Here is a 13509-nt window from a genome sequence, read left to right as displayed (position 1 = left end):
TAATCTTACGTAGAGGGAATGAAGTCAACACTTTAGGAGGTAGCGACTTTGTTCCTTTTTACTTAGTCTATAATTACGGTCTTGTTTTTTATCTCATAACTTATTTCATTGGTTTTTTGTATATAGTTTAATATTTCATTAATGGTACTTTCTCTATCCAATACTCCTGTAAAGCGCTTGTTTTCTTTTTCCGAATTTTTAAAGACATAGTCCATATCGTACCATCTGGACAAAATTTTCATAATATCCTTCATAGACTTATGTTTAAAACTGAAGTATCCATCCTTCCAGGCAATTTCATCGAACAGTTTATCGACTTTGCGAATGGTCATACTTTGACCCCCAGTATATAGGAGTGCTTGCTCCGACGGTCTGAGAACGTTTGTTTCAGTGCCACTGGTGATTTTTACCCTTCCTTCAACTAATGTGGAAACAATCTCTTTTTCATCTTGATAAGCTTTTATGTTGAACTCAGTCCCTAAAACTTCGATTTCTTGAATTCTGGTTTGGACTTGAAAGGTATCCCCATTATGATCAGTGCTTGGTGATACATCAAAATAGGCCTCACCGTAGAGCAATTCAACTTTTCTTGCTTGCCCTCTAATAAAATTGACCGGGTATTTTAGTTTCGAATCTGAATTCAACCATACCCTTGTGCCATCTGACAATTGCACGAAAAACTGCCCTCCCTTTGGAATCGCCAGATAATTATATTGGATACTATTGTTCTTGGTTTCTGCCTTGGTATCATAAACCAGTTTTTCGCCATAAATTGAACGCCCTGTCAATTTTAAGTTTTCACTGTTTTCCAAATCTATATCTGAGCCGTTTTCCAATGTTAGGATAGCCTTGTTCTTTCCAGGCTGTATTTCAGTTTTAATATTGGTGATGATATCTTGTTCTTTCGTAAAAGAAAAATCATCAGTCAGAAGAAAGAATCCAAGGCCAATAGCACCAATGAATATTGCCGCATACTTAAGCAAATCCTTAAATTTATTATTGCGGATGTTTTTTTCATCCTCCCTTATTTTTTGTAATATTTTTTCTTTTTCGGCTTCCGTATCAAAGTCAAGCATATTGGAATCTATTAGATAATTGGTTTTTACATAGTCCTGAAAAATCAAAGCGTTGGATGGCTCACTCATCCATTCTGTCAACTTGATCAATTCGGGGATCGAGACAGATTTGGTAAAGTATTTGATTATTATGGCCTCTATTTTGTCGTTCAACATTAAGGAACTCTTTTTAGTAAGACGAATCACATTGGAACATTACTTATATTTCTGCAAAATATTTTTTGTTTTTTATATATTTACCCCACAATATTTGTAGATTTCGCAAAATGAATACTGATTTTTCCAATGACGGAGTACTCAAGGATGAACTTGAAAAGGGAAACCATCAAGCGTTGGTGTATTTGATGAATACCTATCATCATTCCCTTTGTTTGTATGTCTACAGTCTTTCAAATGATTATGAGGGAGCCCAAGATCTAGTTCAGAATGTATTTATTAGTTTATGGGAGAAAAGACGTAATATACGATCAATAAAGTCTATAAAAAGTTTTTTGTACAAGTCGGTCTATAATGGCTTTATCGATCAATGGAGAAAGGACAAAAGAATGTTGACTATTGAGAGAATACATTTTGAAGCCTTGGAGCAAATCGTTGAAAATGAAAATGAGGAACTTTTAAAAAAACAGATTGAACTGGTCCGGTGCGAAGTTCAAAACCTACCTCCAAGATGTAAGCAAACATTCTTATTAAGCAAACAAGAGGGTTTGACTAATATTGAAATTGCGGATTTCATGAAAGTTTCCAGAAGGACCGTAGAAGTTCAAATGAATAAGGCATTCAGGATACTTCGGGGAAAATTGAAGGATAAGATCATGCCCATAATGTTTCTACTGATTGAACTCAATTCTAGTAGTAATAAAATACCTCACCATTAGTTTATAAGTAAGGTTCTGAGTTTAACGCAACAACGTTGTCCTTTACCTTATTTTAACTCTGCTAGTTTGCTAAAAACTTACTTGTCCTCATAATTTCTGTATTACATCAGGAGAGTTCAAGCATTAGACAGATTTTCACAAGCGGTGCATCCGGTAAAACTGGATCCAAAAAAGAGTTGGTCTGTGGACATTTTGACAGACATATTCATGGACACGATTGCTCACAAATTATCTCCTTTAAATCGATAAGAGTAATTTTAACAACTCACACAAGATTTAGGGTAATATTACCTTTTTGACCTTTACGACATGTAGAATTTAGGATAGCTAAGAATCATTCCGATAACGATTCTTGACAATCAATTAAATTTTACATACAAACAAGTTCATATTAAATACAAGTTCGATTCGGTGCGCTACTGGTGCAAACTTTGAAAATGGCTATTTCGTAGTGATGGTGCCACCTGTTTCAGTCAAACAGTGACACATTGAAAGATTTTTCATTTATAAAAAAATGAGTCAGTAGTTTTTTTAAAATTCCTTTTCTTAAGCTTTCCCTTTTCGGTCCAACCTGTGCAAAGAGTTTAGTATTCAGGAGGACTCTAACTATCTTACTGAAAAGTTCAAATAATGGATGAGTTCAAAAGAAATCATCCCATACAACGATTTAACTTTCTATAGTTCCAAATTTGGAATATATTTAGCATTAGCGAAAACCGACCATGATCGACAATATTAGAGGATTATACAAAGGAAAGGACCAAAAAACCAAAGGGGAAGCCTTGGTTTGCCTTATAACGGAGTTTAACCTTCAAAGCAGGAAGGAAACTGGTCGAGGATGAATGGATCCAAGGGGGAGGTATTCCCGAGGCCAATCAAGGAATGACAGTGGAATTGTTTCACAGAACCTACTTAGGCAGTAACAGGTCATAAAAATGTATTGAGACCCTTTTTATTTTAACCGATTTCCTTTTATCTAAAATAACAAACGGAGAACAACTGTGGTGTATAAGGTAGATTGGGAACTCGCCACTTGTTGCCGTCACATTAAGTTCAAATAAAGAATATGTTAGAAGAAGGGTTCAGTTCGGACAGATATAGTGCTATCCTTGGCAACTTAAAGGATAATGGATACCTGAACAGCAAAGATGTTGAAATCCTAATGCAAGAATATATAACAACCCAAAAAATCACTTTTGACTGTATCAGTAATGAAAAAGCCAAAATCGTGTCGGAAGCATTGATTGATAATTATAATCGATTAAAGTCCAAATAACGGATGAATTTTACTTCCTCTTGTCCCCAGTGCCTTTGTCAAAAGCAATCGCTTTAATTAAGATTGGGCAAATAATATTAAATTTGCCAAAGTTTAATATTTATATCGTCTTATTTACGCTTATCCGCAGCTCCCTTATCAAAAGCAATCAAATTAAACAGTTCCCGCATGCGGCTTCGAACCCGATTGCCATAGCGTTCTTCCAATTCCTCGGCATTGAGGTTTGTCGTGGCGTGGGTTTTGATTTTGTGTTTGGTCTGCAGGTAAAGTTCATATCTTGACAACAATACTTCGCCCATAACATTAAGATCCTTTCCGTAAAATCGTCCAGGAGGTTCTATACCTAAGTCATCGAAACAGAAAAATTTCGTGTTTCCATATGCCTCGATGGTTTTAAAACCAAGATGATTAAAACTGAAGGTTACATTCCGGCAAGGAATCATCTCGTAGGGACGTTGCATTGGTACCATATGTCGTAGTAGTTTCATTAAAGTTGTCTTTCCACATCCTACCGGGCCTGAAAGAAGAATGCCCTTGTCCGGGTCTATATTGTTCTTTTTACAATTTTCTTTGTCCTTGATGAAATAGTGGCATAGTTTACGAATGATTATCGCGTCTTCCTCGTAAATCCTGAAGTGTTTGCCAAAAAGTAATTTTCCTTTTGCATTCAGGTAAATAAGAATCTTGTCGAAATCGTAGAGAACGCTTTTTCCGTCAAAGTGCCCAAGCGAATATTCCACACCACTTACTGTCATTTTAGAGGGGTTGTCCATAGTCTTTCGTTTTTGTGGTTCGCAAGTTGTCTTGGTTTAGGGATGGTTGTTCTTTGTTTTTAGATTCAAATAAATCCGTTCTATCCATCCAGTTTGTGGCTAGAGCCCGCCAATCTCTAATTTGCTCACCATCGCTTGTTTGCCAGTTTCGAGTTTTATAATGCGTAAAAAACTTTTTCCCTTCATCTCGATCAAAACCATTTTCCTCAAAAAAACGAATAACCGCCTGCCTGCCCTTTGGTTGTTTTATATGGTTTTCTTGTTTGATATTGTTTATATTGGATACCAAGGCTTGTCCACTGGTGGGACGGTGTGTGTTTATAGCTTGTCCATTTATGGGATAGTGCTGTCCCACAACGGGTTCACGAATGGGACAGTGCTGTTCCGCAAGTTGTTCTAATACAGGGTCGTATCGGTCCATATCTGGTTCATCACTTGAATCGATTATGGACATCTTGATTTTGCTGCCTTTGTAGGGATTGTTGGATGGGAAATAAGAAAGGTAGAGCCAAGAATCCAAGTCTTTTACACAGCGATGATAGGTTGATTTGGAACCGATTTTTGATGCTTTCATTAAGTCCCTGCGGTTCACATAAAACACATCTGCAAAGCGGTAGCTGTTCCATTCTTGGAACAGCGCCATATACAAGCTGATGTGGGTTGGGTTTAGACGTTCATCAAAATAAAATTTTTCAAAAGCCGTATTCAGTAGCTTTATATAGTTCATAGCTTAGGAATTTAAGCCATGGTGTATGCGGTTGGCATCCATTACTTTTTGGATTTCATCGGAATCGTAGTAGATGATACCGCCCACTTTTGTGTAAGGGAGTGTTCCATTGATACGGAGGTTTTGAAGGGTTCCTGGGCTTACTTGAAGTAAATCCATGACCTCTGATGATTTCATGTATTTTTTAATTCTTCCCGAAGCCTGTGTGGTAAGAAGGTTTTTAATGTCGTCGAGCAATTCCATTTTGAAATCGCGTAGATCGTCTGTAGTTATAATATTTGTTGCCATATGAAATAAGTTTAAAAACAAAGCCGTCAGGGTTATCGTTTTTTGATGACGGCTTTGCAATGATTTGACTTTCGTTCTACAAAGCTGCTTCGGTTTTTTAGAACTATTTCCATAGCTATGACAGAGGTGGGTAGGTTTTTTTTGTCATTTAGTTTAAGGATTTTTGCCCGTAATTCATATCGTCTGTTTCGACCATTCCATTATTTTAGGATAGGGGGAGGGGCCAATTCAGAATAACCCATCTTGGGTCATAGTTGGGTACCGATGGTATGCTTATTCATCCAAAGATTCCATGCGTTGGTTCAGCATTTCGATGAGTTTGTCCAAGAACTTCGTCCTACTGGTTTTCCTTGACCTTATTTCAATAAAGGTGTGGTAATAATTACCTAGGTCAACATTATAGAAATGTTCGAAATGGGAGGCCAGTTCCTTGATGTCCACAGTTCCGCTATTGATTGAATTACTGACATGGAGGGCATATAGCAACTCTATTAGATCGGTCTTACTCCCGGTCCAAAAAAGTTTTGATGGTTTTTGCATAGGCATATTTTCAGGTGTTTCAATGATTTTGTCCAAATGATCCACTTCCCGCTGTAAGTATACGATTAGCATATCATAGGCCATAATGGTCGCTACCGTACCATCTTGACATGTTGAGAATTGGTCATCAATAAAAAAATGAAAGGATTCAAGGGGAAGTCTTAAATCTCGGTTGCCTCGAATGAAATAATGCTCATCTAACGACATGGCACCGCGACGGTAGTAATTGTAAAACTCCAGATTATCATTAAAGAATATCTGGAGCTTGTCTATTTGATGTTTCAAATACTTGATCTGGGATGTATTATTGCCTCTCGGTCTCTTGCTTTCAATGGTAAATAGCTTACCGTAATAAATGAGTTTGCTAAAAATTTGGGGTTTTACATGTTTAAAGAAATAGATCTCATCCTCTTGGGTCGTGAAAGTTTTTTTCTCAATCCCCATATGTAGTTTTCTGATGTATTTTTCTACTTGTACAATACCTGTTTCAGCCTTGAATAGTATATCCCCTTGTCCATTTTCCAATTTATCCAGTTGGGCCTCGAATTCCGTTAGCAGTTTTTGGTATTTCATGTGTCGTCGGATTTCTCACTGACCTTCCATTATTCCAAGTAGTTCCAAGTTGTAATTGTCAGCGGTCTGTAAGTATGCATATTTTTCGATGACCTGGGCTCCCAATTTCTTTTTTTCGAACGAAGCCGTCATACCCATATCAATTTTGGAGTACCCTAACGCAATGGCCTGTTCAATGGTCATTAATAACAGTAGTCTGTAGGTACTGAATTCAGTAAGGTAGTCGTAGTCCATTCCAATGAATGCAGGTACGTAGACCTGTCCTGGATTCTTATAACAAAGCATTACGCCGATTACAGTTTCGGGTTGGTCAGAAGGACGTATCATAATAAATTCCCACTGCGGATGTTCGTCCATATGGTCAAAGAGTTTTTCCGGGAATGAGAACGTATTGAGTCCTTGGTTGTTCCTGTGCACGTTGCCGTACAACTTCTTGATCTGTGCTATTTCTGAGGGAGTAGCCTTCTTAGCTATATTTACTTTAACCTTATCCAAATTAGGCCTAATGTCCTTACGATAATGCTTTCGGTTTCGACTGGATAACTTGGCAAGATAATCCTTGAGGTTTACTACGCCCTTTAGGTCCACGACACAGGAATTTGGCATTTGGACCCGGACAAAGCCATTCCCCTGAAGGTTTCGATGCCAGGGTGTTCCCCTTTCAAAATCACGGAGTACTATCATTTTTGCGCCAAGGTCGTGCTGTAGGTCTTCCAAAAGTCGGATCAAGGAATCCATAGCGGCGTTGGCCTTAGGATGTTTCCCGTCCCAATACATATGATCTCCTTCCGTAAATAAGGATCCCATCGAGACTACCATGGAAGTCAAATGATACGGGTCGTCATTGCGTTCCGCTTCTATCGCCCGTGAAACATTTTCGTTGGCCAACATATCATCTTTCCACAAGGTATGGGTCAAAAAGGTTGCCAAGATAATTTTGTCATTTCCATCTTTGATGAACACATAGCGAAAGTCCCAATTGAATTCTTTACGAGTATTACCTTGGAATACATTTTCAAGAAATTTTAATCCATCCCAGTCATAGACTCCTTTACCTATCATTAGATTATTCCATTGGTTTTTATCGACTTCTTCGATCGTTTCCATCATGTCAATTTGAAGGTCAACGTTCACAACCTTCCCACTTAGGACTTTTGGCTGAAGGTCAAAAGCATGAAAAACACGCTCAGGGGTCGTTCGGGTATCTTCTAGTGCTTTAGGATAATGATATTCCATAGCAGCTACCAATGCTTTGATTTCCTCCTTATGATTATGTCTGGATATGGTTATTCGGACACCCGTATTCTTTACGGGCACGGCAGGAAAAATCCCTAGGTTCACATAGAATCCTTCCTTCATCAACCGATTGACAAAATTGTATCCGGTTTTTGGCATTCCTGTTCCGATGTAGAATACAGGAGATTCATTATGATCTATCAGTGGTAGATAGGTCTTAGCCAGAAATTCGTTGAAGTAATCGATTCGCTCTTTCAGTTCATCTTGTAGGACGTATATATCAGCGGACAAATGGATTTTGGCCGATGCGATTGCTGCAGCTACGGATGCAGGTTCCAATTGGGCCGAAAATGTCAAGGGACCCCCAAAGGTCTTGATCTTTTTGTATAGTTCCGAATCGGAACATGCCAATAGGGCACCGCTGGCCCCAAAAGTTTTACTCAAGGTTCCAAATAGCAAGACATTTGGTGGTAGTTCCCCCAATTGGCTCAAAACATACCCTGTTCCATTTTGTCCGACCCAGCTCATGCCATGGACATCGTCGAAATAGAATCGTAACTGTGGATATTTTTTACCCAGTTCCATTAAATCATTGACCGGGGCAAAGTCCCCATACATGGAATAGATTCCATCGGCCATGTACCATATATGCTTTTTGGAGTGTGTATATTTTTTCAGTTTATCCTCAAGCATTTCCAGGTTGTTATGCCGAATCATTTCGATAGGAACACTACGTGTCTTTAACATCTTGGCAGCATTCTGTACGCTCCAATGTACTTGGTGGTCCAAAATGATGACGTCATCATCATCGACGGCGCTTGGAATGACCCCTAGATGGCCAAGCGTGCTGTTTTTGGTAATGATGATCGGTGCTTGATACATTTGCGTCACGAGCTCTTCAAGTTCTTTATATAAGGGATTTGAGATATAGGATTTTGATAAAGGAAACTGTGTCCCGTAATTTTCAATGGCCTGAATAGCGGCTCTTTTGAGTCGGTGATCTTGTTCAAGCCCAAGATATCCAGTTGTTCCAAAATGGAATAGGTCCCGATTTTTGACCTTTATCTTCCTTCCGGAAAATGAATCACCTTCTGCGTACAAATGTAAGACGCCTTCTTGTTTGGCATCCGTAAATACCTCATGGACCGTGTTTAAAAAATTATGATGTTTGATCTTTGCCATACTACTAAATTTTAAAGTGAAGTAAAATGTAATAGTATTTGTAGGAAAATATCCTTTTTTGATATTTTAAAATCCTTGAGAGTCAAGTGTTAATCCTTAACAAATAAGATTTCATTCTTTATTAATCAACGAATAGTAAAACTATAGTCAATTAAAGAGTTGACGATTTACTAACTTTAGACAATTAACCAGTTTTCTATTACAATGTCTTTTTTTAAAGAAAATGAATATGCCTCCTACCATATTCAAGATGGTATCTTGTATATCGTATATAAATCAGGGGTGACTATCGATTTGCCGGCAGCCCTACGTATAGTAGAAGATCGCCTTAAATTACAAGAAGGTCTGTCCTATAAAGTCCTATGTGATATAAGAGGACTCTATGCAGTGGACAAATCCGCTAGGGACTATTTGGCCATTGAAGGGTCTGTCCTGGTAATCGTTGTAGCTTATGTTGTTGAGCCTACGATTTCAAAAGCGCTATCAGCGTTTTATTTACGAATCAGTAATCCACCCATACCTTCAAGGGTCTTTTTTGATATTGAAGCTGCCAAACTATTTCTTCTTACAAAATGACAGGGTAAACTAAATGGTTTAGGAATGTGAACATTTCATTGAAAACAGAAAACCGATCATGGATAAATTGAGAAAAATGGACCTGAACAAGATCAACAGGATGTTGATGGAAATGGCCAGTGGCAATTTTTTCTATAGATTGGAGCGCACTGGCAACCATGACAGCTTGGAGTCCATAATCCTTGTTTTGAATATGTTGGCCGAAGAAATCCAGGAAATATTGATTCACCAAGGATATGCAAATTTGAATGGTATCGTAAACCAATTGATCCAATTGAATTTTTTGTTGGATATGCAAGGCGTCATTAAAGGGGTGAATAAAAGCACTTGTTTGACCTTGTCCTACCTACATGAAGATTTGCTCAAGAAACCTTTTGATGCATTACTCAACGCAAAGTCCAAAAAAAGATGGACCAAATTTCTTAAAAAAATAGGTAAGAAAGGGTTTTATGAAACTTCAATGGAACTTACGTTTGTTTCAAGGGAAGGCCTATTACTGCCGCATACCTGTCACATTGGTTCCTGTGAAGGCCAGCACAACCAGGATAATGGGATTTGGGTTACTGTCGTTCTTTTTTCCAAGGATCGGAAAGAAAGGGACGAGCTTCAAAGGCAAGATATCATATCCTATAAGGAGAAGGAGACAACAGGTTCAGGCAATGAACGGAAGACCACAAAGAACCGTCCCAAATTGAGTTTTGAGGATATTCGAAAAATCAGGGAAGGAAGAAATCTTATCCTTAACAATCTTGAGAAAGATTTGCCCTCGTTACGGGATTTTGCCCTACAATTGGGGACTAATGAATTCAAGCTTAAATATGGTTTTAAGGAGCTTTTCGGAACCAGTGTCTATCGGTTTTTGTTACAGGAGCGGCTTCGAAAAGCCAAAATGTTGATTCAGTATACTGATTTCACCATAAAGACGATTGCTTATAAAACAGGGTTCAAGAGCATCCCACATTTTTCAAGGGTCTACAAGAAAACGTATGGTTATGCGCCAAGTGAATTGCGGAAAATATCTAGAAAAGACCCTTGATCTGTAAAATATTCCAATTACTACCTAACGGATATTAAACGATCCTTTATGAGTAAATAGGACCCTCTATTTTTATCATATCAATACAAACGATATGATTCACATAGAGAAGTTCAAGCAACCCATTGCTTATAGCATAAGCATGGTACTCGCTACCCTGTTTTTATATGCGGCTACGACCAAGCTTTTGAATTATCGGGAATTCAGTTTACAATTGGCCCAACCTACTATATTAAGGGGCTATACAGATATCATGGCCTGGATGGTACCGGTAGCCGAACTTGTAGTCTCGGTCTTACTTTTCTTTAAAACATTCAGGCTTCAGGCCCTTTTTGCCAGTTTCGGCTTGATAGTCCTCTTTACCACCTATATCCTATTGATCTTGAATTTTAGTGATGTTGTACCCTGTTCCTGTGTAGGGGTCATTCCCGCTTTGGGATGGAAGGATCACATCCTATTCAATATTGCTTTACTGGCACTTACAGCGCTTGGAATCTTTTATTCCAAAAACATAGCATCAGAATAAACAAAAATACTACGTAGGGACAGGATAAGCCGAAAACCTGTAAAAAAGAGTAGGCAGTAATCTTTAATTATTATCGTATGAAAACTAAATTTTTTAAGTTCATGTTACCGGCTCTCGCCATTGTCATGGCCCTTGGCTTTGCCTTTGCATCAGAAGCCGAAACGGTTAGTCGAATAGCCTATTACAACCATCCCATCCTTGGGGTGCAGTCCACCATGGTTGAGAATGAATGTGGGCAAGGCAGTGAAATTTCATGTCAATTCAACGGGCACCAATTGTATGCGGAACCCGCGTTGACCACTGAATTACGTAAGGACTGAGCCTTAGTTTGACACAGATGTCAAAAGAAAAGGTGCCTCATTAAAAGGCACCTTTTTTAGCTAATTCAAAATTACAAATCACCATGTCAGAAAATATTTAGTTTCTGGATCCATGGATACTTTTCACTGCCCTGGAACAAAGGCCTGGCAGTTTAGTTATAATATGTCCTTTATTTTTTTCAAGCTTAATTTCCAATGACCTGACGAAGGGACTTTTTCACTTTTTTTTATGTGATTTTCGATTTCCTTCCTTAAGGAAACCAATTGTTGTAGCAGTAGCCCCTTGGAATAATCGGTATAGTCCATGGCTTTCCTGTCAGGATCAACGTTTATTCGTTCTTGTTCCAGTATAGCCTTTATCTTATCCAAGTAGGTCATTTGAATTTCCTGCTTTCTACGTCCAATAGGCACCGGATCTTTCTGTATTTCACTGAATATCCCTGATTGCAGTGCTGTCAGATAGTTGATCAGCGATTTCTGATAGCCATTTACGGTTTCTAAATATTCGAAACGCTTGAACCTTTGGGGCCTTAAGAGTTCGTGCAGTAATTTTTGCTGGTACGATACTATATAATCTGGATAACTACTATAGTTGATTCTGGTGCTAAAAGCCGGATTCGTTAACCATTCTGGAGGGTCGAAAGCATTGGTGAGGATATAGGCAAGGGCCTCTTTCTGAGACTTCAGTGCCATTGGGGTGTATATTTTTCCAGGTTGGTCCAAGGATTTGTACTGGATGTCATAGCCACCTATCAAGGAAACTACTTGGCGCATCTGTAAATACCATAATTCCATACATTTTTTGTAAAGGTCTTCCAGTCTTACATTGTCCTTTGTGTTGGAGCATGCTTGGGGTAATAGTGCAATGGTCCTTTTTAAATTTTTCATGGCCAACTGTGTACTTCTAATCGGGTCATTGGTTTCCACAACTTCATTGGTATTAGCGGGACCGACCACTTCTAGAGGACTGGTATTGTAGCGATACCATGGAATGGAATCCTGAAGTCTGACGATGCGCTCCAAAGCGGTTTTCTCATCCAATCCTTCGGTAAATTCCGAGTAGCCCCATTGAATCGCGTATACATCCGTTGGTCCCACTTTTGATATTAGGAAGTCAGGAGGTATACTATCCTCGGGTTGGGGAATGTTGTTGGCCCTGGTAGAGTTCATCACACTTGGGGTAAACCCCATGGTTTTCAGCCAAGCGATATCGTTCATCTTCTTAACGGGATACTGGGCCTCCCCATAGTTATTGTCCATTATCCCTAGGGCATGTCCCGTTTCGTGTGCGGTCAGTTGTTGGAACAGCTCTCCTAATAGGCTGTCGGGAAACGGCAATTTTTGTGCTCTTTTATCCAATGGTGCGGCTCTGGTAAAGTAGAAGTTCTCGAAGGTATGGCGCGCGGCGCCTAAGATAATATCGCTCCTTAGGATTTCTCCGGTTCTGTAATCTTTGATAAAGGAAGCCTTACCTGCATCATCCTCTTTTTCGTTACCCCTAAAATATTTTCTGGGTGACCAGTATACAATGTTATTATGGATGTTATGCCTGTCCCAATCACTTAAACGATCGGTTTCCTTGACCACAATGGCATCCTTGAATCCTGCGGCCTCGAAAGCCGGGAGCCACTCCCTGATTCCAGCTATGACATAAGGTCTCCATACTTTTGGAATTTCGGGAGCTAACAAGAAAGTGATGGGTTTGACCGGGACACTTATTTTTTGGTCCTTATATTTCTTTTCAAGGCGCCATCGACTAATATTGGCAATGTCGTTTTGTGTACCTTCGGTATCGATTCCGTAACCGATACCAAAAACTTCCTCGTTATAATACCCCATCCGATAATCATGGCGTCTGGCTTTCATAGGTTCCCCCAAGGCGCAGAAACTTAAGAAAATAGGGGAGGAGACCTTTGACCCATCTTTCAGGGTTCCACGACTGGTCTTGATCAAGACCTGATCCTCAAAATCCTTAGCTCCAAGAAGTAGGGAAATCTGGGGAATGGCATTTCCGGAAAATCCTCCAGGGAATTGGGGCCATTCTATATCAAGGTGCAATACAAGATCAGTGATGTTGATGCAATAGCTATTCGGGCTACCTTCTTTATTTTCTACTGGGAATATGGCGAGGATATTTTCCATTAGGGGAACTTTTCGTTTAAAGGGAATGATGATTCCTGCCGTGGATTTTATGCTTTGGGGCTTGAGTACTATTTTATCCTGATGCCTTGACCAGACCACCTGCATGTGTTTGCGTCTGTAATTTCCTTCGTATCGAACGAACAGCATTGGTTTGTCCAATATAGGTTCAGGGATATTCAAGTAGAGTTGGTCCCCCGTGATAAAAGAGCTTAAAAAAAGGCTTTTAATGGGTTTTGCATCGGCTAAATTGTCCATGGTCCTCGTTCTGGAATGGGATGGATTCCAAAAGATCAACAGGAACAAAAGTTGAAGGATTATATTTTTTTTCATTGTGTTGAATATTTAAAGTGCGTAGCCTTTTTT

General features: G+C 39.1%; 13 protein-coding genes. 6 read left to right on the top strand and 7 right to left on the bottom strand.

Features of this window, described 5'->3' with window-relative positions; translation table 11 throughout:
• Positions 1 to 62: 62 nt before the first annotated feature.
• On the bottom strand, positions 63 to 1232 hold the full coding sequence (locus PHU20_RS04855) for a FecR family protein (protein ID WP_274824217.1): 1170 nt from the start codon (positions 1230 to 1232) through the stop codon (positions 63 to 65).
• A gap of 110 nt (positions 1233 to 1342) precedes the next feature.
• On the opposite strand from PHU20_RS04855, the gene PHU20_RS04850 reads away from it, so the two are divergent.
• Positions 1343 to 1951: an RNA polymerase sigma factor gene (locus tag PHU20_RS04850; protein WP_274824216.1), complete on the top strand. Its 609-nt coding sequence runs from the start codon at positions 1343 to 1345 to the stop codon at positions 1949 to 1951.
• A gap of 1066 nt (positions 1952 to 3017) precedes the next feature.
• On the top strand, positions 3018 to 3227 hold the full coding sequence (locus PHU20_RS04845; RefSeq protein WP_274824215.1) for a hypothetical protein: 210 nt from the start codon (positions 3018 to 3020) through the stop codon (positions 3225 to 3227).
• Between the two features lie 110 nt (positions 3228 to 3337).
• Here the strand turns inward: PHU20_RS04845 and PHU20_RS04840 are convergent, their stop codons facing one another.
• The 5 genes from PHU20_RS04840 to PHU20_RS04820 all read right to left on the bottom strand — a co-directional run bounded on the left by PHU20_RS04840 (position 3338) and on the right by PHU20_RS04820 (position 8546).
• The gene (locus PHU20_RS04840) at positions 3338 to 4000 is read right to left on the bottom strand and encodes a P-loop NTPase family protein (protein ID WP_274824214.1); all 663 of its coding nucleotides are present in this window, start codon (positions 3998 to 4000) and stop codon (positions 3338 to 3340) included.
• A complete protein-coding gene (locus tag PHU20_RS04835; protein ID WP_274824213.1) occupies positions 3984 to 4727 on the bottom strand; it encodes a hypothetical protein in 744 nt (247 codons plus the stop codon). Before PHU20_RS04835 ends, PHU20_RS04840 begins: the two co-directional genes overlap by 17 nt.
• Before the next feature lie 3 nt (positions 4728 to 4730).
• Positions 4731 to 5015 (bottom strand): helix-turn-helix domain-containing protein, encoded by a 285-nt coding sequence (locus tag PHU20_RS04830; RefSeq protein ID WP_274824212.1) that lies wholly within the window; start codon positions 5013 to 5015, stop codon positions 4731 to 4733.
• Between the two features lie 273 nt (positions 5016 to 5288).
• Positions 5289 to 6128: an RteC domain-containing protein gene (locus tag PHU20_RS04825; protein ID WP_274824211.1), complete on the bottom strand. Its 840-nt coding sequence runs from the start codon at positions 6126 to 6128 to the stop codon at positions 5289 to 5291.
• Between the two features lie 15 nt (positions 6129 to 6143).
• Positions 6144 to 8546, bottom strand: a complete 2403-nt coding sequence (locus tag PHU20_RS04820; protein ID WP_274824210.1) for a bifunctional aminotransferase class I/II-fold pyridoxal phosphate-dependent enzyme/GNAT family N-acetyltransferase — start codon at positions 8544 to 8546, stop codon at positions 6144 to 6146.
• 204 nt (positions 8547 to 8750) lie between these two features.
• Between PHU20_RS04820 and PHU20_RS04815 the strand changes: the two genes are divergently transcribed.
• The 4 genes from PHU20_RS04815 (at position 8751) to PHU20_RS04800 (ending at position 11004) form a co-directional block, all read left to right on the top strand.
• Positions 8751 to 9122 carry a DUF7793 family protein gene (locus tag PHU20_RS04815; RefSeq protein ID WP_274824209.1) on the top strand — a complete coding sequence of 124 codons (372 nt, stop codon included), beginning with the start codon at positions 8751 to 8753 and terminating at the stop codon, positions 9120 to 9122.
• A 58-nt stretch (positions 9123 to 9180) separates the two neighbouring features.
• Complete coding sequence (locus PHU20_RS04810) at positions 9181 to 10158, top strand: helix-turn-helix domain-containing protein (RefSeq protein ID WP_274824208.1); 978 nt, start codon at positions 9181 to 9183, stop codon at positions 10156 to 10158.
• A gap of 94 nt (positions 10159 to 10252) precedes the next feature.
• Positions 10253 to 10684 (top strand): MauE/DoxX family redox-associated membrane protein, encoded by a 432-nt coding sequence (locus PHU20_RS04805; RefSeq protein ID WP_274824207.1) that lies wholly within the window; start codon positions 10253 to 10255, stop codon positions 10682 to 10684.
• A gap of 77 nt (positions 10685 to 10761) precedes the next feature.
• Complete coding sequence (locus PHU20_RS04800) at positions 10762 to 11004, top strand: DUF6520 family protein (RefSeq protein ID WP_274824206.1); 243 nt, start codon at positions 10762 to 10764, stop codon at positions 11002 to 11004.
• A gap of 156 nt (positions 11005 to 11160) precedes the next feature.
• Here PHU20_RS04800 and PHU20_RS04795 read toward each other — a convergent pair whose 3' ends face one another.
• On the bottom strand, positions 11161 to 13476 hold the full coding sequence (locus PHU20_RS04795; RefSeq protein ID WP_274824205.1) for a zinc-dependent metalloprotease: 2316 nt from the start codon (positions 13474 to 13476) through the stop codon (positions 11161 to 11163).
• Between the last annotated feature and the right edge of the window lie 33 nt (positions 13477 to 13509).

Origin of the sequence: Maribacter polysaccharolyticus, assembly GCF_028882255.1 — a bacterium.
GTDB classification, from domain to species: domain Bacteria; phylum Bacteroidota; class Bacteroidia; order Flavobacteriales; family Flavobacteriaceae; genus Maribacter_A; species Maribacter_A polysaccharolyticus.
The sequence above is the reverse complement of the archived record's forward strand: the minus strand, read 5'-3'. Positions and strand labels throughout refer to the sequence as shown.